Here is a 19484-nt window from a genome sequence, read left to right on the forward strand (position 1 = left end):
TGCGAAGATTGGAATACACGCGCAATGGATATCGCCCGCACCCCCGCCACCCCCGACGGCAATTTCGAAATGGCCGATGCCGCGGTCGAGCCGCATGCTCCCGCGACCATCCGCCGCGAGGATTACGCGCCTTTCCCCTGGCGCGTGGCAGCGACCCATCTCGATTTCGATCTCGGGCTCGAGAAGACGCTGGTCGAGGCCAAGCTGACGCTGGAGCGCAACCCCGACGCCGAATCCTCGCCGACGATCCGCCTCAACGGCGACAGTCTGAAGCTGGTCGAGCTACGCTGCGACGGCGAGCCGAACGACAGCTACGCAATGGAAGGCGACGATCTGATCCTCACCCTGCCCGGCGATGCCCATGAACTGACCATCGTCACCGAGATCGACCCGGCGAGCAATTCGCAGCTGATGGGGCTGTTCGCCTCCAACGGCATGCTCTGCACGCAATGCGAGGCCGAGGGCTTCCGCCGGATCACCTTCTTCCCCGACCGGCCCGATGTGCTCAGCGTCTATACCGTGCGGATGCGCGCGCCCAAGGCGCAGTTCCCCGTCCTGCTCGCCAACGGCAATTGCACCGCGCAAGGCGAGGAGGGCGAATATCACTGGGCCGAATGGCACGATCCCTGGCCCAAGCCTTCCTATCTGTTCGCGCTGGTGGCGGGTGATCTGGTCGCGCGCAGCGACAGCTTCACCACAATGAGCGGACGCCAGGTGGCGCTCAACATCTTCGTACGAGAGGGCGATCTCGAGCGCACCGGCCATGCCATGGAAAGCCTCAAGCGGGCGATGGCCTGGGACGAGGAAACCTTCGGGCGCGAATACGACCTCGACATCTACAACATCGTCGCGGTCAGCGATTTCAACATGGGGGCGATGGAGAACAAGGGGCTCAACGTCTTCAACACCAAATACGTCCTCGCCGATATCGACACCGCCACCGATGGCGATTTCGACGCGGTCGAGGGGGTGATCGCGCATGAATATTTCCACAATTGGTCGGGCAATCGCGTGACCTGCCGCGACTGGTTCCAGCTCAGCCTCAAGGAAGGCTTCACCGTGCTGCGCGACCAGCTGTTCAGCCAGGACATGGGCAGCGCCCCGGTCAAGCGGATCGGCGATGTCCGGGTGCTGCGCTCGGTCCAGTTCCCCGAGGATTCGGGCCCGCTGGCGCATCCGATCCGGCCCGACAGCTATCAGGAGATCTCGAATTTCTACACCTCGACGATCTACAACAAGGGCGCCGAGGTGATCCGGATGATGCGCACCATGGCGGGCGAGGAAGCCTTCCGCAAAGGCTGCGATCTCTATTTCGAGCGCCACGACGGCGAGGCGGCGACCTGCGAGGATTTCGTCAAGGCGATCGAGGATGGCACCGGGCTCGATCTGGAGCAGTTCCGGCTGTGGTATTCGCAGGCGGGGACGCCCAAGGTGACGGTCGCGCTGTCGCACGAGGGCGACACCGCGACGCTCGAACTGGCGCAGGAGGTCCCGCCCACCCCGGGCCAGCCCGACAAGCGCCCCATGCCGATCCCGCTGAAGATAGCGCTGTTCGATCGCGCCAGCGGGACACATCGCGGCGAGCAGCTGGTCGTGCTCGATTCGGCGAGCGAGAAGCTGACCTTCGAAGGCTTCGCCGCTGCGCCGGTGCTGTCGGTCAATCGCGGTTTTTCTGCACCGGTAAGGATCGAGCGCGATGTGGCCCCCGCGGATCTGACCTTCCTCGCGGCCAGGGACGACGATCCCTTCGCGCGCTACGAGGCGATGCAGGATCTGGTGGTCGGGCATCTCGGCGATGTCGTCGCCGGCGGGCTCGCTGCCGAGGAGCGCGAGGCGGGTCGTGAGGCCATCCGCACCGCGCTCGCAGCGGTGCTCGCGGACGAGCGGATCGACGACCAGATGCGCGGCGAGCTGATGATGCTGCCCGGCGAGTCCTATCTGATGGAGCAGTCGCTGGTCGCCGATCCTGGCGCGATCCATGCCGCGCGCGAGACGCTCAAGACCTGGCTCGGGCGCGAACTGGTCGAGGAGCTGGTGGCTCTGCACGAGCGCGCCAGCCAGGCACCGGGCACGCTCGATGCCGCAGCGCAGGGCGCGCGCAAGGTCAAGACGCTGGCGCTGACCTATCTCGCCGCCGCCGATCCCGAGCGCGCCTCGCAGATGGCGGCCGCGGAATATGACGGCGCCACCACCATGACCGATCGCCAGGGCGCGCTGATGGTGCTCGCAAGCCTGGATACCGCCCAACGCACCGCCAAGCTGCTCGATTTCTACAATCGCTATCGCGACAATGACCTGGTGATCGACAAATGGTTTGCGCTGCAGGCCTCCTCGCTCCACCCGCAGGCGATCGAGCATGTGAAGTCGCTGCGCAATCACGGCGACTTCACGCTGCGCAACCCCAACCGCGCGCGGTCGCTCTACATGGCCTTCGCGGGCAATCCGCATGCCTTCCACGCCGCCAGCGGGGAGGGCTATCGCCTGATCGCCGATCTCATCCTCGAGCTCGACCCGGTCAATTCCCAGACCGCCGCGCGATTCGTGCCTGCGCTCGGGCGCTGGCGGCGGATCGAGACAGGGCGCGCGGCGCTGATGCGTGGCGAGCTGGAGCGGATCGCCGCCTCTTCGCAGCTCTCGCGCGATACCCATGAGCAGGTGAGCCGCTCGCTTGGCTAGGCTGATCGAGGCGCGAGCGCTCGCCGACTTGCCGCACGGTTTTTCGGGCAAGGAGGGCGCGGCGGCGGAGGACATCCTTCCCGGCGCTGCGCTGGTACGGGTCAGGCAGGTCCATTCGCCCGATGCGGTGACCGTGAGCGGCAGCTGGAGCGACGATCCTCCCGAAGCCGATGCGCTGGTCACCGACCGCGCGGGGCTGGTGCTGGGGATCGTGACCGCCGATTGCGCGCCGGTGCTGCTGGCCGATCGCGGGGCGGGGGTGATCGGCGCGGCGCATGCCGGCTGGCGCGGCGCGACCCGGGGGGTGATCGCCAACACGGTCGCGGCCATGGCGGTGCTGGGTGCCCGCCCTGAAAAAATCTCCGCCGTGATCGGCCCGTGCATCGCACAAGCGAGCTATGAGGTGGATGGCCCGTTTCGCGATCGTTTCGGACCCGGCGACGCACAATTCTTCCGCAGCGGCCGCGCCGGTCACTGGCAGTTCGACCTGCCCGGCTATGTCGCAGCGCGGCTCGAACAGGCGGGGGTCGGCTGGATAGAAAGCCTCAATCGCGACACCTATGCCGAAGCCGCGCTGTTTCATTCCTACCGCCGCGCCACCCATCGCAAGCAGAAGACCGGCGGGAGACAAATCTCGCTCATCGCATTGCGCTGAACCGTATTCGGCTTGCCAAAATCGCGGTTGGCAAGGTGTTGCATAGCGTTTACAGGCCCCCCAATCCGGCATCGGGAGACCGCTTCGTGCGCGTCTCCCCCGACCCGATCCGAGCGATCGCGGAAGGCCAGCCGGGTGGGCAATTCTTCTGGTCCATTTCCGGACTCACAAGTATCAATAGAGGCAGGTAGGGCACCGCTCTGATGGCAGACACCGCTGCAACCGCGAACACCGAAATCCCCGTCGTCCCTGCGGACGACGCAACGACCGATGGCGTGCGCCGCCGCGATTTCATCAACATCGCCGCGATCAGCGCGGCCGGCGTCGGCGGTGCCGCGCTGTTGTTGCCGCTGATCAGCCAGATGGCGCCTTCCCAGGACGTGCTTGCCGAGAGCACCACCGAAGTGGACGTTGCCGCAATCGAGCCCGGTCAGGCGATCAAGGCGGTGTTCCGCAAGCAGCCGCTGTTCGTCCGGCGGCTGACGCCGGCCGAAATGGCCGCCGCGGATGCCGTTCCGGTGGACAGCCTGCGCGATGCCGCGAGCCTGGCAGACCGCACCCGGGAAGGGCACCGCGACCTGCTCGTCACCATGGGCGTCTGCACCCATCTGGGCTGTGTGCCGCTGGGCGCCGCCGAGGGCGAGGTGAAGGGCGAATTCGGCGGCTATTTCTGCCCCTGTCACGGGTCGCATTACGACACCGCGGGTCGCATTCGCAAAGGTCCGGCACCGACCAACCTCGAAGTGCCGGAATATGCTTTCACGTCCGACACCACCATCACCGTCGGCTGAGGATTGTAGAGAGTAGATCATGAGCTTTCCCTGGGCACGCCAGTACGAGCCGAAGACCGGCCTCACCAAGTTCCTCGACGAGAAGCTGCCTTTGCCGCGTCTCGTCTTCAACGCGGTGGGCGCCGGATATCCGGTGCCACGCAATCTCAACTACATGTGGAATTTCGGCGTCCTCGCCGGCTTCTTCCTGGTGTTCCAGATCGTCACCGGCATCGTGCTGGCGATGCATTACGCTGCCAATGCCGAGGTCGCCTTCGCGACCACCGAGCATATCATGCGCAACGTCAACTGGGGCTGGATGATGCGCTACGCCCATGCGAACGGGGCGAGCTTCTTCTTCATCGTGGTCTATATCCACATCTTCCGCGGCTTCTTCTACAGTTCCTACAAGGCCCCGCGCGAGATGATCTGGCTGCTGGGCGTGGTGATCTTCCTGCTGATGATGGCGACCGCCTTCATGGGCTACGTTCTGCCATGGGGTCAGATGAGCTTCTGGGGCGCGAAGGTCATCACCGGCCTGTTCGGTGCCATTCCGCTGGTAGGCGAGCCGATCCAGATCTGGCTGCTCGGCGGCTACGCGCCCGATAACGCCGCGCTGAACCGCTTCTTCAGCCTGCACTTCCTGCTGCCCTTCGTGATCGCCGGCGTGGTGATCCTGCACATCTGGGCGCTGCATATCCCCGGGTCTTCCAACCCGACGGGCGTCGAGATCAAGCAGGAAAGCGATACCGTTCCCTTCCATCCGTACTACACGGCGAAGGACGGCTTCGGGCTGGGCATCGCGCTGCTGCTGCTGTTCACGATGGTGTTCTTCCTGCCCAATGCGCTGGGCCATCCGGACAATTACATCGAGGCGAACCCGCTCTCGACCCCGGCGCACATCGTCCCGGAATGGTATTTCTGGCCGTTCTACGCGATCCTGCGGGCCTTCACGATGGACTTCATCCTGCCGGCCAAGCTGTGGGGTGTGCTCGCGATGTTCGCGGCAATCCTGATGTGGTTCTTCCTGCCCTGGCTCGATCGTTCGCCGGTGCGCAGCGGCCACTACCGTCCGCTGTTCCGCAAGTTCTTCTATGGCTTGCTGGTCTGCATGGCGGTGCTGTTCTGGTGCGGCGGTGCGCCGGCCGAAGAGCCCTATGTGATGCTCAGCCAGGTGGCGACCGCCTATTACTTCCTGCACTTCCTGGTGATCATCCCGATCGTCTCGCAGGTCGAACGGCCCCAGCCGCTGCCCTATTCCATTACCGAAGCGGTGCTGGGATCCGACAAGAAGGCCGTGCTCGGCGAAAACACCGAGCCTGCGGCTTGACCGCGCTGAAAGCTACGAGAGAAGAGACCTTCGCATGATCCGGATCATCGCAATCCTCGTCGGCCTCGGCTTCGCTGCCGTCGCCCTGATCTCCTTCGTGGTGGGTGCCTACACCTTCGCGACCGAAGAGACCGCGCCGCATCTTCCCTATGAAGAGCCGATGGACATCGACTATGCGTTCGATGGTCCGCTCGGCACCTGGGACATCGCCCAGCTGCAGCGCGGCTACAAGGTCTACAAGGAAGTGTGCTCGGCCTGCCACGGCCTGAAATTCGTTGCGTTCCGCAATCTGGCGGAACTCGGCTATTCCGAAGCGCAGGTGAAGGCCGAGGCGGCGACCTGGCAGGTTCCGGGTGTGGACCCGAACACCGGCGAAGCCACCATGCGCGCGGCCGAGCCGACCGATTATTTCCCTTCGCCCTATCCCAATGCGGTGGCGGCGGCGGCGGCCAACAACAACGCCATTCCGCCCGATCTCTCGCTGATGACCAAGGCGCGCGGCGATGGCACCAATTACGTCGCCTCGCTGCTGGTCGGCTATCAGGAGCCTTCCGCGGAGCTGCTGGCGGAGCATCCCGAAGCCGCGCCTTCGCCCGGCCTCTACCACAACATCTATTTCCCCAACCTCAATCTGGCGATGGCGCCGCCGCTGACCAGCGCCGGTCAGGTCACCTATGACGACGGCACCGAGGCCACGATCGCGCAGATGTCGACCGACGTCGCCGCCTTCCTGACATGGACCGCCGAGCCCACGCTGATCAAGCGCAAGCAGACCGGCTGGCCGGTGCTGATCTTCCTCCTGTTCGCCACCGTGCTGGCCTATATGTCGAAGCAGCAGATCTGGTCCGCGGTCAAACCCAAGCACCGCAAGGACTGATCGCGATCCGGGACGTCCCGCCATTCGACCCCTCGCATCCGCGCGGTGCGGGGGGTCTTTTCATGAGCGGGCCACTATGACCCCCGATGATCTCAAGGCGCTCGTTCGCACGGTCCCGGACTTCCCCGCAGCGGGCATCCAGTTTCGCGACATCACCACGCTGATTTCCCATGGCGAGGGCTTTGCGGCCTGCGTCCGGCACCTCGCGGGTTTCGCGCGCGAGGGCGGCGCCGAGGCGATCGCGGGGATGGAAGCGCGCGGCTTCATCTTCGGCGCGGCGGTGGCGGTGGAACTGGGCATCGGTTTCGTCCCCGTGCGCAAGCCGGGCAAGCTCCCGGTCGAGGTGATCGGGATCGACTACGCGCTGGAATATGGCGCGGACCGGCTCGAGATGGACCCGGGTGCGGTGACGCCGGGCCAGCGCGTGGTGCTGGTGGACGATCTCATCGCCACCGGCGGGACTGCCTGCGCGGCGGCAAGCCTGCTGCGCCGGGCGGGGGCGGTGGTCGATCGCGCTGCTTTCGTCGTCGACCTGCCGGATCTCGGCGGCGCGACGCGGCTGGGCCGGCTCGATGTAGCGGTCGATGTCGTTATGGAGTTCGCGGGCGAGTAGGCACCTTTTTGCATTGGCGGTTGGAAACACCCGCGCCCTCGTGCATTCTTGCCCTGTGCCGTGAGCATCATCCGCGGATATTTTTCGCGTTCCTACGGCCTTCAGGGGGCATCGGCCAAAGCCATGCAAGATCAAACGCTAGTCATCGCCCTGGTCGGCGTCCTGGGCATCGGCGCCCAGTGGATCGCCTGGCGCAGCGGCTGGCCGGCGATCGTCCTGATGCTGTTCGCCGGTTTCATGGCCGGTCCGGTGCTGGAGCTGTTCGACCCCGAACTGGTGTTCGGCGACCTGCTCGAGACGATGGTCGCGATCGGGGTGGCGCTGATCCTGTTCGAGGGCGGGTTGAGCCTCAATTTCCGCGAATTGCGCCATTCGGGCCAGGCGGTCTGGCGATTGGCGACGCTCGGCGTCCTGGTCGGCTGGTTCCTCGGGGCGCTGGCCGCGCATGAAGTCGCCGGGCTGGTGATGCCCGTCGCGGTGCTGTTCGGCGGCATTCTGGTCGTCACCGGGCCGACGGTGGTGATCCCGCTGCTGCGCCAGAGTTCGATCCAGACCCGCCCGGCCTCGATCCTCAAATGGGAGTCGATCGTCAACGATCCGACCGGCGCGCTCTGCGCGGTCATAGCCTATGAATATTTCCGCCTCTCGGCCGATGGCGCCACGGTTTTCGAGGTCGTGCCGCCGCTGCTGATCTCGGCCGCGCTCGCCGGTCTGCTCGGCTATGTCGCGGCGGTCGTCATCGCCTGGGCCTTCCCGCGCGGCGCGGTTCCCGAATATCTCAAGGTGCCCGTCCTGCTGACCGCGGTCATCGGCGTCTTCGTCCTCTCCAATCTGATCGAGCACGAAGCCGGGCTGGTCGCGGTGACGGTGATGGGGGTCGCGCTCGCCAACATGAACGTCCAGAGCCTGCGCAGCATTCACCCGTTCAAGGAGAATATCGCGGTCCTGCTGGTGTCGGGGATCTTCATCCTGCTCTCGGCCTCGCTGGAGTGGACCGATCTGGAATATCTCAACTGGCGGTTCGGCGTCTTCCTGCTGGTCCTGCTGTTCGTGGTTCGCCCGCTGACCATCGTCATCAGCCTGCTGGGCAGTTCGATCCCGTGGAACGAGCGCCTCTTCCTCGGCTGGATCGCGCCGCGCGGGATCGTGCTGGTCGCCATCTCGGGCCTGTTCGCGCTGCGCCTGACCGAACTGGGCTATGACGACGGGAACATCCTGATCGGGCTGAGCTTCGCGGTCGTCGTCACGACCATTGTCGCGCATGGCTTCACCGTCGATCTCGTCGCCCGCCTGCTCAAGGTGAAGGGGAGCACCAGGCCGGGCCTGCTGATCGTCGGCAGCACGCCGTGGACCATCGCGCTCGCAAAGCAGATGCTCGATCTCAAGACCCCGGTGATGGTGGTCGATTCCAGCTGGCAGCGCCTCGCGCTCGCACGGCAGAAGGGCGTTCCGTTCTACCACGGCGAAATCCTCAACGAGGCGACCGAGCACAATCTCGATCTCGGGCCCTATCAGGTGCTGGTCGCGGCGACCGAGAACGAGGCCTACAACACGCTGGTGTGCAATGAATTCGCCCATGAGATCGGCCGCGATTCGGTTTACCAGCTGGGCGAGGCGGGCGACGACTACGACCGCCACTCGCTCCCGGTTGCCTTGCGCGGGCGCGCCCTGTTCGAATCGGGCTGGGGCGTGACCGAGACCAACCAGCGCCAGAAGGAAGGCTGGGTCTTCCGCAAGACGCGGCTATCCGAGGAATTCGACTACGAGGACGCGCAGGAAAAACTGCCCGAGAGCGCGCATATGCTGCTGCTGCTGCGCGAAGGCGGGCGGATGCGGTTCTTCACCCATGCCGCCCGGCCAGAGCCGCGCGCGGGCGACATCATCGTCACCTTCACCCCTCCGCAGCAGCGCACGCCCGAAGAAGTCGCAGCGAGGCGCGCGAGGAAGGGCGGACCCAAACCGGAGCCAGCATGAAGAGTATCGCGATGAAAAACAGCGCCACCACCCTGACCCATGGCCTTGCCGGAGCCGCGCTTCTGCTCGCGCTCGCGGGATGCGAGCGGCAGGATCCTGCCCCCGAACCGATCGCGAGCGAGCCCGCGCCGCACCCGACCTCGATCATCCGCGAAGACATGGACGATACGCTGGCTCCCCCTCCGGAACCGCAACTGGCGCCGCTCGATGCGCGAATCTCCTTTTCCGACGGCGGTTCCGAACTGTCCGAATCGGCCATGGCCGAACTGGCCAGCATTCTGCGCTCGCCGCAGATTGCCGAAGGCGGCCCGATCCTGCTGCGCGCGCACAGCGATTCGGGCGGCAGCGATGAAGCCAACATGCGCGCATCGCGCCGGCGCGGCGAAGCGGTGCGCGACTATCTGGTCGAGAACGGCGTGGATCCGGAGCGGATCACCATTATCGCCTTCGGAGAGCAGAACCCGCTGCAGCCCAATGCTCGTCCAGACGGAACTCCCAACGAGCCGGGCCGCGCCGCCAATCGCCGCGTCGACCTGCATATCGCCCTGCCCGACGAGGACGAGCAAACCGGTGCGAGCATCCTCGAAGGCGACGGGGAATCGGCGATCGGTCCCGCCTGAAGCCACCGAATCCGGTTGACGCCGCGCGGCAAGAAATGGCATCTGCGCGGCTCGAGCGGGCGGGTATAGCTTAGTGGTAAAGCTCCAGCCTTCCAAGCTGGCTATGCGGGTTCGATTCCCGCTACCCGCTCCAGTCTCTCGACACCTTGCGATACCGCCCGGCGGACAGCGGCTAGCGGACAGCGGCTATACGGCCATATTGTCGATCAGCCTTGTCCCGCCGATCTTCGCGGCTACGAACAGGCGGGCGTTCGCATCCGGTCGCGCGGGCGGCTCGATCGTGTCGGCGTCGCTAACTTCTGCATAATCGACGCTGTCGAAGCCGTTGGCGAGCAGGTCGGCGCGCAGGGTCTCTAGCACCTCGCCTTGCGGGACTCCCGCGCCGAGCGTCGCGATCGCCTTGCGCATGGCGCGGGGCAGCACGGCAGCGTGTTTGCGCTGTTCGGGCGTGAGATAGGCGTTGCGGCTGCTCATCGCGAGACCGTCGGGTTCGCGCACGATCGCGATGCCGTGGATCGCCTCCACCGGAGGCCTGGTCAGATCGAGATCGCGCGCCATCCGCCGGATCACCGCGAGTTGTTGCCAGTCCTTCTCGCCGAAGAAGGCCATGTCGGGCAGGACCTGGTTGAACAGCTTGCAGACGACGGTGGCGACCCCGTCGAAATGACCGGGCCGGTCGGCGCCGCACAGTCCGGCGCTCACCCCCGAGACCGAAATATTGGTGGCGTAGCCCTCGGGATAGACTTCGTCGGGGAGCGGCGCCCACAGCAGCGCGACGCCTTCGGCTGCGAGCAGCTGCGCATCGCGCTCCATCTGCCTGGGATAGGCGTCCAGATCCTCGCCTTCCCCGAACTGGCGCGGGTTGACGAAGATCGAGGCGATCACGTGATCCGCCTGCCCGCGCGCGGCGCGGATCAGCGTCAGATGGCCCTCGTGCAGCGCGCCCATCGTCGGAACCAGCGCCACGCTCGCGCCGCCGCCGCGCAGCCCGGCGACGGCGCTTCTCAACATGTCGAGCCGAGTGATGGTTTGCACGCGCTATGCCCCTCCAGTAAGGCGAATGGCCGTCAGGGCGGCCGGACCGGTGCCGTAGCCGCTCTGCCCGCACCGATAAACCGACCTGTTGCAAGGAATGCCCCCAAGTGTCCTCGACCCGTGCGCACCGTATCACCTTCGCCAATGAGAAGGGCGGGACGGGCAAGTCGACCACCGCGGTCCATGTCGCGGTCGCGCTGGCCTATTCGGGAAAAAGGGTGGTGGCCTTCGATCTCGATCACCGTCAGCGCACGATGGACCGCTATTTCGAGAACCGCGCCGGGACCGCCGAGAAACGCGGAATCGATCTTCCCACCGCCGAATGCCATGTCGTCGGCGATTGCGATGCCGAAGCGTTCGAGGCGCTGGTCGCGGAGAAGGCGGCGGGCGCCGATTTCATTCTCGTCGACACGCCCGGCCGCGACGATCCGCTGGCGCGTCACAGCGCCGGGCAGGCCGACACGCTGGTGACGCCGATGAACGACAGCTTCGTCGATTTCGACCTCATCGGCCAGGTCGAAGGCGACAGTTTCAAGGTCAAGAAACTGTCCTTCTACGCCGAGCTGATCTGGGAAGCGCGGATCAAGCGCGGGCGGATGCAGATCGAGGAGAACCGCCCGCCGATGGATTGGGTCGTGGTCCGCAACCGCACCGGCTATACCGAGGCGCGCAACATGGCGCGGCTCGAGAAGGCGCTGGGCGAAATGGCCAAGCGCGTCGGCTTCCGCGTCGCCAAGGGTCTGTCCGAACGCGTGGTCTATCGCGAACTGTTCCCCTCGGGACTGACGCTGCTCGACAAGGGCCATCTGGGCGATCTGGGCACCAGTCATCTGGTCGCGCGGCAGGAATTGCGCGGACTGGTCGCCAATCTGCGGCTCCCCGGGCTGGCAGGATCAGAGGTCGCGGCGGCATGATGCGCCTGCTGGTCATCGCGGTGGTTCTCGCGCTGGCCTGCCGCATGCTGCTGGGCAAATGGCCATGGGACTATCTCCAGACCCGTTCTGACGGGCGCCAGCGGCTCGGCCGGGCGCGACGCCTGCTCGGGGTCGGCCGCAAGGCCAGCCGCAGCGAGATCCGCGAGGCGCATCGTCGCATGGCTGCCATATTGCATCCCGATAGAGGCGGCAGCACCGCCAAGCTCGCCGAGGTCAACGCTGCGCGCGACCTCTTGCTTGCGCGCCTGCCAGCGGACAATATTTCTCACGAACCACCGGAGTCGCCGCAATGAGCCATACCTTCGATCCCACCGTGCTGCGCGAATACGACATTCGCGGGATCATCGGCGAAACGCTGGGTCCCGACGATGCGCGCGCCATCGGGCAGGTGTTCGGCTCGATGCTGCGCGAAGCGGGCGGCAGCAAGGTCGCGGTGGGCTACGACGGGCGGGTCAGCTCGCCGATCCTCGAACACGCGCTGGTCGAGGGGCTCACTGCCTGTGGCTGCGATGTCGTGCGGATCGGCATGGCGGCGACCCCGATGCTCTATTATGCCGAGGCGTCAGGCGAAGAGATAGATGGCGGCATCGAGATAACCGGCAGCCACAATCCCGCCAATTACAACGGCTTCAAGCTGGTATTCCAGGGACGTCCGTTCTTTGGGGAGGATATCGCCAGGCTCGGGGAACGCGCCGCCGCCGGCGAATGGATGGATGGCACGGGCGCCACCGAAACCCGCGCAATCATGCCCGCCTATATCGACCGGCTGCTGGCCGGGCTCGACGGGGTCGATCCCGAAGCGCTCGCTGCGATGCGGATCGGCTGGGATGCCGGCAATGGTGCCGCCGGCCCCGCGCTGGAGCAGCTCGCCGCTCGGCTCCCGGGCGAACACCACCTGCTCTACACCGAGGTCGACGGCAATTTCCCCAACCACCATCCCGACCCCACGGTCGAGGCCAATCTCGAGGATCTGCGCGCGCTGGTCGCCGAGAAAGGGCTCGATTTCGGGATCGCCTTCGATGGCGATGGCGACCGGATCGGTGCGATCGACGGCGAGGGCCGCGTCATCTGGGGCGACCAGCTGCTGATGATCTACGCCGAGGATGCTCTTTCGCGTCATAAGGGCGCCACCGTGATTGCCGATGTGAAGGCCAGCCGTGCGCTGTTCGATCATGTGGCGCAATGCGGCGGGAAGCCGCTGATGTGGAAGACGGGCCACTCGCTGATCAAATCCAAGATGAAGGAAACCGGTTCCCCGCTGGCGGGCGAGATGAGCGGCCATGTGTTCTTCGCCGACGACTATTACGGGTTCGACGACGCGCTTTATGCCGGAGTTCGGCTGATGGCCGCCAGCGCGCGGCTGGGCCGCTCGGTCACACAATTGCGCGGCGCGATGCCCGCCATGGTCAACACGCCGGAAATGCGCTTCCAGGTGGACGAGAGCCGCAAATTCGCGGCGATCGACGAGGTCAAGGCGCGCCTCGCCGCCAGCACGGCCGACAGCCCTGTCGAGGTCGATTCGACCGACGGCGTCCGGGTGACCAGCGACGACGGCTGGTGGTTGCTGCGCGCCTCCAACACGCAGGATGTGCTGGTCGCGCGCGCCGAGAGCGACAGCCAGCAGGGGCTCGACCGGCTCATGGCGCAGATCGACGAGCAATTGAAGCTTTCGGGTCTCGAGCGCGGCGAGAGCGTCGGGCACTGAGGCGGGCTTTGAACGGGTTGTGGGGGGAATCGTGATGACGAGATCGATGGTGGCGGCGGCAGCGCTGGCGTTGCTGGCTCCGGCCGGGGCTCTGGCGCAGGACACCGCGCCCCCGGAAACCGAGATCGAATTCGGGAGCGCGATGGAAGAAGCGCAGGCCGAACTGACCAGGGAATTCGACCAGCTCGGCTCGCTGTTTGGCGAAATCTTCGCGGCCGAACCGCTCACCGCCGAGGAGGAAGCGCGCCTGCCGCTCGCGGTGGCGATGGCCGATCATGTCTTCCCGGCCGGCTCCTTCGCGGTCGTCATGGAAGAATCGATGGCGCCGATGATGACGGCGATGATGGCGCGTCTCACGGACGATCCGGCGGTTGCGGTCTACAACGCGACCGGTGTGCCCACGGAAGATCTGGCGGCGCTCGAAGAGGAGGATCTGCAGGAGGCGCTTGCGCTGTTCGACCCGCATTACCGCGCCCGCAGCGAACGGATCGGGCAGATGGTGGTCACGCTGATGCGCGATCTGTTCGAAGCGATCGAGCCCGCCTATCGCGAGGGGCTGTCGCGCGCCTTTGCGACCCGGTTCGAGGCGGGCGAGATGGAGGAGCTGATCGGCTTCTTCCGGACCCCCGTAGGCGGCAAGTTCGCGCGGCAGTCGCTGCTGGTCCAGTACGACCCGCAGATGATGGCGATTGTGGAGCAGCTCGGGCCGGCGATGGGCGAGGTCATGCCCGGGATGCTCGAAGAGATCGTGGCGATCGCCGAAGCCTATCCCGAGGGTCGCAGGTTCGGCGAGCTGGCGGCTGCCGAGAAGGCTCGTGCCGCGCGTCTGCTCGGGCGCAGCGAGGCCGAGTTGGAGGCGCTGCAACCCGCCGAGGAAGGCGATGTCGAACTCGAGCAGATGGGGCTGACAAGCTGACGCCAGCCCGCCCGGAACGAGCGGCATCCTCCGGCGCTCTGCCGGAGTGACCGCGCGCCCGCTTCCTCCCGAAATCGCCACGTGGTTTGCCGCACGCGGTTGGCGGGTGCGCGATCACCAGAGCGCGATGCTCGCCGCGAGCGATGCCGGGCGCCACGCCATGCTGGTGGCGGATACGGGGGCGGGGAAGACGCTGGCCGGGTTCCTGCCGACGCTGGCGGATTTCGCGCCTTCGCGGCTCGCCGGCGCCGCGCCGCCCGAGGGGCTGCACACGCTCTACATCTCGCCATTGAAGGCGCTGGCGCACGACGTGCAGCGCAATCTGCTCGCCCCGATCGAGGAGATCGGACTGCCGATCCGGGTCGAGACCCGCAGCGGCGATACGCCCGGCGAGCGCAAGAAACGCCAGCGCACCCGCCCCCCGCACATCCTGCTGACCACGCCCGAGAGCCTCTCGCTGCTGCTCTCCTTTCCCGACAGTCTCGAGCTGTTCGCGGGCCTCAAACGCGTGGTCATCGACGAGGTCCACGCCTTCGCCACCGGCAAGCGCGGCGATCTGCTGGCGCTGGCGCTCGCGCGGCTGCAGGCCATCGCCCCCGACATGCGCCGCTCCGCGCTCTCGGCGACCGTGGCCGAGCCCGAAGCCTTTCGCGAATGGCTGGCGCCCTGGGGCGATATCGACAGCGTCGAGCTGGTGCAGGGCGAGCAGGGCGCGCCCGCCGAGGTCGAGATCCTGCTGCCGCAGGAGGAACGCGTCCCCTGGGGCGGCCACGCCGCGACCTGGGCGATCCCGCAGCTCTACGAACAGATCCGCGCCAATCGCACCACGCTGGTCTTCACCAACACGCGGTTTCTCGCCGAATACATCTTCCAGAACCTGTGGGACGTGAACGAGGATACCTTGCCCATCGGCATCCACCACGGCTCGCTCTCGAAGGAGGCGCGGCGCAAGGTCGAGGGGGCGATGGCGCGCGGCGAGCTGCGCGCGCTGGTCTGCACCGCCAGCCTCGATCTCGGGGTCGATTGGGGCGATATCGACCTCGTGGTGCAGATGGGCGCGCCCAAGGGCTCCTCGCGGCTGCTCCAGCGGATCGGCCGCGCCAACCACCGGCTCGACCAGCCCAGCCGCGCGCTGCTGGTCCCCGGCAACCGCTTCGAATTCCTCGAGGCGACCGCGGCCAAGGAAGCGGTCGATCAGGGCCAGCGCGACGGCGAGGACTTCCGCCCCGGCGGGCTCGACGTGCTCGCGCAGCACGTGATGGCCTGCGCCTGCGGCGCGCCGTTCCAGGAGGACGAACTGCTCGCCGAGGTGCGCTCGAGCCTGTCCTATGCCTGGGTGGACGAGGCGGTCTGGCAGCGGGTGCTGACCTTCGTCTCCACCGGCGGCTACGCGCTGCAGGCCTACGACAAGTTCAAGCGCATCACCCGCGATCGCACCGGCATTTGGCGGCTGACCCACCCCGAACAGGCGGCGCGGCACCGGATGAACGCCGGGATCATCATCGACTCCGAGATGCTCGAGGTGCGGATCAGTGCGCGCGGCGGGCGCGGCGGGCGGGCGCTGGGCAAGGTCGAGGAACGCTTCGCCGCTTCGCTTTCGCCCGGCGACAGTTTCGCCTTCGCCGGGATGAGCCTCGAGGTGGTCAAGCTGCAGGACATGGAAGTGCTGGTGAAGGCAGCGAAAGCCTCGGCGATGATCCCCAGCTATGGCGGCCAGCGGCTGCCGCTGACGACGCATCTGGCGGAGCGGGTGCGGAGCATGCTGGTCGATCGCGCGGGCTGGTCGCGTTTTCCCGACGATGTCCGCGAATGGCTGGAGGTGCAGGACTGGCGCTCGCAAATGCCCGGGCCGGGGCAATTGCTGGTCGAGAGCTTCCCGCACGGCCAGCGCTTCTACAGCGTCTATTACACTTTCGAGGGCTGGAACGCGAACCAGTCGCTCGGAATGCTGATCACGCGGCGGATGGAGGACCTCGGGCTCGCCCCCGGCGGCTTCGTCGCCAATGATTACTCGCTCGCGGTCTGGGGACTGAAGCCGGTCGGCGATCCCGCGCCGCTGCTCTCGCCCGACATCCTCCAGGACGAATTCATCGACTGGGTGCAGAACTCGCACCTGCTGCGGCGCGCCTTTCGCGAAGTGGCGGTGATCGGCGGGCTGGTCGAACGCCAGCATCCGGGCAAGCGCAAGACCGGCAAGCAGGTCACCTTCTCCACCGACCTGATCTACGACGTGCTGCGCAAATACGAACCCGATCACGTGCTGCTCGAAGCCGCCTGGGCGGATGCGCGCACGCGGATGACCGATGTCGGGCGGCTGGGCGATCTGCTCGACCGCGCCGGCGAACAATTGGTCCATGTCGAACTCGACCGCGTCAGTCCGCTGGCGGTGCCGGTGATGGTGATGATCGGCCGCGAGGCGACCCCGCAGGGCTCGGTGGACGATGAATTGCTGCTCGAGGCGGAAAGCCTGGCCGGAGCGGCGATGCGCGTCGAGGAGCCCAGCGCCGACCGCTGAGCGCCTATTCGGGCGCGGCAATCTGCATCAGACAAAGAAAAGGGCGGCCGAAGCCGCCCTGATCGATGTGTTTGCTATCGCGACCCGCGTTACTGCGCGACCACTCCGCCGGCACCGAAGGTGCGGTAGCGTTCATTGCCGACGAAGCCGAACTTCGTCACGCCGCTGGCCTTGATGACGTTGAGCACGCGGGCCGAAAGCTCGTAGCTCGCCAGCGCCTCGGGCTCGAACTGCAGTTCGGGCTCGGGGACGATCTCACGCGTGAGATTGAGATTGCGCACCAGTTCGTCCTGGCCGATCACATCGCCGTTCCACAGAATTTCGTCCGTCTGGGTCAGAACGATCTTGTTCTGGATCGGATCGATCTGATCCTCGGGCGGAGGATTGGGATTGGGCTGCGGCAGATCGATATCGACCGAATGCGTCGCAACCGGGATGGTGATGATGAACATGATGAGGAGAACGAGCAGGACGTCGATCAACGGCGTCATGTTCATCTCGAGCATCGGCGCGCCATCGTCCTTGCCGCCAGACATTGCCATGATTGTTTACTCCTGAAGTCCCAGCGCGAGCGGCGGCTTAGCCGTTCGGGTCGACCGGGTTGGAAATGAAGCCGACCGTCGGATAACCGGCTGCCTGCACGTTGTAGATCGCACCGGCGACACACGACCACGGGGCGTTGACGTCGCCGCGGATGTGCACCTGCGGGATGAGCTCGGGATCCTGCATGATCGCTTCGGGCCCACCGGCGCGCTGCACGATGTTGTCGAGCCGCTCGAAGGCGCGATCGTAGAGTTCCTCGGACGAAACCGGGGTGATGTTGTTGAAATACACCCGGCACTGGCCGTCGCGCGAGGCACCCTGGAATCCGGGTTCGCCGGCGCTCAAACCGCTCTGATCAGTCGTGCTGACCGTCAGCAGCAGGTTTTCGACCTTGTCGGCCGATTCGACCGATTCGAAGACCGGGATGCGCAGCTTCTCGATCGTCTGGATCGCGACCGGAACCGCGATGAGAAAGATGATGAGCAGCACGAGCATCACGTCCACCAGAGGGGTCGTATTGATGTCCGACATCGGCGTTTCGGTGCCGCCGCCTACCTGAACCGCCATGGCCTATCCTGTCCGTAGCTTGATTTGCGTGATGGTGAAGAAGGGTCGGGTCGGACGCGGCGCGCCCGACCCGAAACCGCCTTACTTCTTGGTCGTGGTCGTGGTGGTCGAGGTCGTTCCGCCGGCGAGCGGCTTGGCGCCCGTCGTGGTGGTCGTCGCCGCGGGGCGAGCGGCCGGAGCCGCAGCCGCCTTGCCGGCCGTGGTCGTCGAGGTCGACGTCATCGTGTTCGGCTTCACCGTGCCCTTGGAATTGACGTAGGCCAGCAGATCGGTCGAGAACGCCGAGAGGTGCTCGGCGATGCGACGGTTGCGGCTCTGCAGCCAGTTGTAGGCAAGCACCGCGGGAACCGCGACCAGCAGGCCGATGGCGGTCATGATCAGGGCTTCACCGACCGGGCCGGCGACCTTGTCGATCGAGGCCGAACCGGCGAGACCGATGTTGATCAGCGCGCGATAGATGCCGATAACCGTACCCAGCAGGCCGATGAACGGAGCGGTGGCGCCGACCGAAGCGAGGAACGGCAGACCGCCGGCCAGGCGGGCGTTCACATAGGCTTCCGAACGCGCCAGCGAGCCGTGCAGCCACTCATGCGCTTCGAGGCTGTCGCCCATCTTGCCATGCTGCTCGTCGGCCTGGATCGTGTCGTCGACCAGCTGACGCCAGGCGCTGTTCTTCTCGAGCTTGCCGGCGCCTTCGCGCAGGCTGCTGGTCTTCCAGAAGGGTCCCTGGACGTCCTTGAACTGGCTCATGATCTTGCGCTGTTCGAACAGCTTGGTGAACAGGATGTAGAACGAGCCGACCGACATGATGACGAGCACGCCGAAGATCGACCAGGCGATCACGCCGCCCTGTTCCATGGCTTCCATGAAACCGAACTGGTTCTGCGGTGCCGCTTCGCCCGCGACGGCAAGAATTTGAGTAATCATAGCGAGTGGTCCTTTTGAATAAAGGTCAAATGAGGTTTGGTTTGCCGGTTATTCCGGCAGTTCGTAACGGATCGCTTCGGACAAGGTCGTCGAGATCGGATTGCCCGCCGCATTGAGGGCGGGCTCGTACCGCGCATAGCGCTGCATTCCGCGACACGCCGCATCGTCGAGCGCGCTGGAACCCGAACTCCCGGTCACCGAGCAGGCTGACACTCGCCCATCGGTTCCGACTGTGATCCGCATCGTGACCGTGCCTTCCTCGTTCTGACGAACGGCACGCGAAGGATAGTCGCCCTGGATACGGCCGACCCAGCTGTTGGCATTCCGCCGCGAAGCCGGACGTGCCTGCGAAGGCGGCGGCGGCGGGGGCGGGGGCGGCGGTGCAGCCCGGGGCGGAGCGATCGGAGCGGGCGGCGGAATCCGCACGGCCGGCGGCGCGGGCGGCGGAATCGTGACCTGGGTCCGGATGTCCGGCGGCCGCGTCGAGATATTCATCGGCGGCGGCGGGGCGACCGGGGGCGGCGGTGCCGTATCGGGCTGCGGTTCGGGGGGCGGGGGCTCTTCCTCCGGCTCCGGCGGGGGCGGCGGCTCCTCAATATCGATCGTCGTCACACGCTCGAGCACCTTGGTGGCCGCCTCATAGGCGAGACCGGTGATCAGCGCGTAACCGAGAGCAATATGAATCAGAGCAACGATGATAATCGCGACTACGCGATTGCCACTCATCTGTTGGTCAGCATAAGCCATTCGGTCGCATCACTCCATCGTGCACGCCGGAATGCTCCGGCGATTGTAGCGCCCCGTCACCGCTGAAGTGCGACAAGGC

The 19484-nt window shown here is 66.1% G+C and carries 18 protein-coding genes and 1 tRNA gene; 14 read left to right on the top strand and 5 right to left on the bottom strand.

Annotation, left to right across the window (positions count from 1 at the left end):
* Nucleotides 1-24 precede the first annotated feature (24 nt).
* The 9 genes from pepN to Q9K01_RS13480 all read left to right on the top strand — a co-directional run bounded on the left by pepN (nucleotide 25) and on the right by Q9K01_RS13480 (nucleotide 9648).
* Complete coding sequence (gene pepN / locus Q9K01_RS13440; protein WP_305930635.1) at nucleotides 25-2676, top strand: aminopeptidase N; 2652 nt, start codon at nucleotides 25-27, stop codon at nucleotides 2674-2676.
* A complete protein-coding gene (pgeF, locus tag Q9K01_RS13445) occupies nucleotides 2669-3331 on the top strand; it encodes a peptidoglycan editing factor PgeF (RefSeq protein WP_305930636.1) in 663 nt (220 codons plus the stop codon). Before pepN ends, pgeF begins: the two co-directional genes overlap by 8 nt.
* A gap of 203 nt (nucleotides 3332-3534) precedes the next feature.
* Nucleotides 3535-4122: a ubiquinol-cytochrome c reductase iron-sulfur subunit gene (gene petA / locus Q9K01_RS13450; RefSeq protein ID WP_305930637.1), complete on the top strand. Its 588-nt coding sequence runs from the start codon at nucleotides 3535-3537 to the stop codon at nucleotides 4120-4122.
* Nucleotides 4123-4141: 19 nt separating this feature from the next.
* On the top strand, nucleotides 4142-5431 hold the full coding sequence (locus Q9K01_RS13455) for a cytochrome b (RefSeq protein WP_305930638.1): 1290 nt from the start codon (nucleotides 4142-4144) through the stop codon (nucleotides 5429-5431).
* 34 nt (nucleotides 5432-5465) lie between these two features.
* Complete coding sequence (locus Q9K01_RS13460) at nucleotides 5466-6308, top strand: cytochrome c1 (RefSeq protein ID WP_305930639.1); 843 nt, start codon at nucleotides 5466-5468, stop codon at nucleotides 6306-6308.
* A gap of 76 nt (nucleotides 6309-6384) precedes the next feature.
* Entirely contained in the window at nucleotides 6385-6921 is a 537-nt protein-coding gene (locus Q9K01_RS13465; RefSeq protein WP_305930640.1) for an adenine phosphoribosyltransferase, read from the top strand.
* A 123-nt stretch (nucleotides 6922-7044) separates the two neighbouring features.
* The gene (locus tag Q9K01_RS13470) at nucleotides 7045-8895 is read left to right on the top strand and encodes a cation:proton antiporter (RefSeq protein ID WP_305930641.1); all 1851 of its coding nucleotides are present in this window, start codon (nucleotides 7045-7047) and stop codon (nucleotides 8893-8895) included.
* Nucleotides 8892-9515, top strand: a complete 624-nt coding sequence (locus Q9K01_RS13475) for an OmpA family protein (protein ID WP_305930642.1) — start codon at nucleotides 8892-8894, stop codon at nucleotides 9513-9515. The genes Q9K01_RS13470 and Q9K01_RS13475 overlap by 4 nt, the downstream gene beginning before the upstream one ends.
* A 59-nt stretch (nucleotides 9516-9574) precedes the next feature.
* Nucleotides 9575-9648: transfer RNA gene (locus Q9K01_RS13480), tRNA-Gly, on the top strand.
* 53 nt (nucleotides 9649-9701) lie between these two features.
* On the opposite strand, the gene panC is transcribed toward Q9K01_RS13480, so the two are convergent.
* A complete protein-coding gene (gene panC / locus Q9K01_RS13485) occupies nucleotides 9702-10550 on the bottom strand; it encodes a pantoate--beta-alanine ligase (protein WP_305930643.1) in 849 nt (282 codons plus the stop codon).
* A gap of 107 nt (nucleotides 10551-10657) precedes the next feature.
* Between panC and Q9K01_RS13490 the strand changes: the two genes are divergently transcribed.
* From Q9K01_RS13490 to Q9K01_RS13510, 5 genes are read left to right on the top strand one after another with little or no spacing between them, the layout of a single operon-like run.
* Nucleotides 10658-11464 (top strand): division plane positioning ATPase MipZ, encoded by an 807-nt coding sequence (locus Q9K01_RS13490; RefSeq protein WP_305930644.1) that lies wholly within the window; start codon nucleotides 10658-10660, stop codon nucleotides 11462-11464.
* The gene (locus tag Q9K01_RS13495) at nucleotides 11461-11778 is read left to right on the top strand and encodes a J domain-containing protein (protein WP_305930645.1); all 318 of its coding nucleotides are present in this window, start codon (nucleotides 11461-11463) and stop codon (nucleotides 11776-11778) included. The genes Q9K01_RS13490 and Q9K01_RS13495 overlap by 4 nt, the downstream gene beginning before the upstream one ends.
* Complete coding sequence (pgmG, locus tag Q9K01_RS13500) at nucleotides 11775-13190, top strand: phosphoglucomutase/phosphomannomutase PgmG (protein WP_305930646.1); 1416 nt, start codon at nucleotides 11775-11777, stop codon at nucleotides 13188-13190. The genes Q9K01_RS13495 and pgmG overlap by 4 nt, the downstream gene beginning before the upstream one ends.
* 34 nt (nucleotides 13191-13224) lie before the next feature.
* The gene (locus Q9K01_RS13505; RefSeq protein ID WP_305930647.1) at nucleotides 13225-14106 is read left to right on the top strand and encodes a DUF2059 domain-containing protein; all 882 of its coding nucleotides are present in this window, start codon (nucleotides 13225-13227) and stop codon (nucleotides 14104-14106) included.
* Nucleotides 14107-14152: 46 nt separating this feature from the next.
* Nucleotides 14153-16621: a ligase-associated DNA damage response DEXH box helicase gene (locus tag Q9K01_RS13510; protein WP_305930648.1), complete on the top strand. Its 2469-nt coding sequence runs from the start codon at nucleotides 14153-14155 to the stop codon at nucleotides 16619-16621.
* A gap of 89 nt (nucleotides 16622-16710) precedes the next feature.
* On the opposite strand, the gene Q9K01_RS13515 is transcribed toward Q9K01_RS13510, so the two are convergent.
* The 4 genes from Q9K01_RS13515 to Q9K01_RS13530 form a co-directional block, all read right to left on the bottom strand.
* Nucleotides 16711-17163 (bottom strand): ExbD/TolR family protein, encoded by a 453-nt coding sequence (locus Q9K01_RS13515; RefSeq protein ID WP_305930649.1) that lies wholly within the window; start codon nucleotides 17161-17163, stop codon nucleotides 16711-16713.
* A gap of 37 nt (nucleotides 17164-17200) precedes the next feature.
* Nucleotides 17201-17731, bottom strand: coding sequence for an ExbD/TolR family protein (locus Q9K01_RS13520; protein ID WP_305930650.1), 531 nt, complete (start codon nucleotides 17729-17731; stop codon nucleotides 17201-17203).
* Between the two features lie 81 nt (nucleotides 17732-17812).
* Nucleotides 17813-18658, bottom strand: coding sequence for a MotA/TolQ/ExbB proton channel family protein (locus Q9K01_RS13525; protein ID WP_305930651.1), 846 nt, complete (start codon nucleotides 18656-18658; stop codon nucleotides 17813-17815).
* A 48-nt stretch (nucleotides 18659-18706) separates the two neighbouring features.
* Nucleotides 18707-19384, bottom strand: coding sequence for an energy transducer TonB (locus Q9K01_RS13530; RefSeq protein WP_305930652.1), 678 nt, complete (start codon nucleotides 19382-19384; stop codon nucleotides 18707-18709).
* Between the last annotated feature and the right edge of the window lie 100 nt (nucleotides 19385-19484).

The sequence above is a fragment of the Qipengyuania benthica genome (genome assembly GCF_030717865.1).
Taxonomy (GTDB): domain Bacteria; phylum Pseudomonadota; class Alphaproteobacteria; order Sphingomonadales; family Sphingomonadaceae; genus Qipengyuania; species Qipengyuania benthica.

What these genes read in the sequence shown, in the direction of transcription:
- pepN (WP_305930635.1), top strand. Translation starts at nt 25, where the DNA reads ATGGATATCGCCCGCACCCCCGCCACCCCCGACGGCAATTTCGAAATG.
- petA (WP_305930637.1), top strand. Translation starts at nt 3,535, where the DNA reads ATGGCAGACACCGCTGCAACCGCGAACACCGAAATCCCCGTCGTCCCT.
- Q9K01_RS13455 (WP_305930638.1), top strand. Translation starts at nt 4,142, where the DNA reads ATGAGCTTTCCCTGGGCACGCCAGTACGAGCCGAAGACCGGCCTCACC.
- Q9K01_RS13460 (WP_305930639.1), top strand. Translation starts at nt 5,466, where the DNA reads ATGATCCGGATCATCGCAATCCTCGTCGGCCTCGGCTTCGCTGCCGTC.
- Q9K01_RS13465 (WP_305930640.1), top strand. Translation starts at nt 6,385, where the DNA reads ATGACCCCCGATGATCTCAAGGCGCTCGTTCGCACGGTCCCGGACTTC.
- Q9K01_RS13470 (WP_305930641.1), top strand. Translation starts at nt 7,045, where the DNA reads ATGCAAGATCAAACGCTAGTCATCGCCCTGGTCGGCGTCCTGGGCATC.
- Q9K01_RS13475 (WP_305930642.1), top strand. Translation starts at nt 8,892, where the DNA reads ATGAAGAGTATCGCGATGAAAAACAGCGCCACCACCCTGACCCATGGC.
- Q9K01_RS13495 (WP_305930645.1), top strand. Translation starts at nt 11,461, where the DNA reads ATGATGCGCCTGCTGGTCATCGCGGTGGTTCTCGCGCTGGCCTGCCGC.
- pgmG (WP_305930646.1), top strand. Translation starts at nt 11,775, where the DNA reads ATGAGCCATACCTTCGATCCCACCGTGCTGCGCGAATACGACATTCGC.
- Q9K01_RS13505 (WP_305930647.1), top strand. Translation starts at nt 13,225, where the DNA reads ATGACGAGATCGATGGTGGCGGCGGCAGCGCTGGCGTTGCTGGCTCCG.
- Q9K01_RS13515 (WP_305930649.1), bottom strand. Translation starts at nt 17,163, where the DNA reads ATGGCAATGTCTGGCGGCAAGGACGATGGCGCGCCGATGCTCGAGATG.
- Q9K01_RS13520 (WP_305930650.1), bottom strand. Translation starts at nt 17,731, where the DNA reads ATGGCGGTTCAGGTAGGCGGCGGCACCGAAACGCCGATGTCGGACATC.
- Q9K01_RS13525 (WP_305930651.1), bottom strand. Translation starts at nt 18,658, where the DNA reads ATGATTACTCAAATTCTTGCCGTCGCGGGCGAAGCGGCACCGCAGAAC.
- Q9K01_RS13530 (WP_305930652.1), bottom strand. Translation starts at nt 19,384, where the DNA reads ATGAGTGGCAATCGCGTAGTCGCGATTATCATCGTTGCTCTGATTCAT.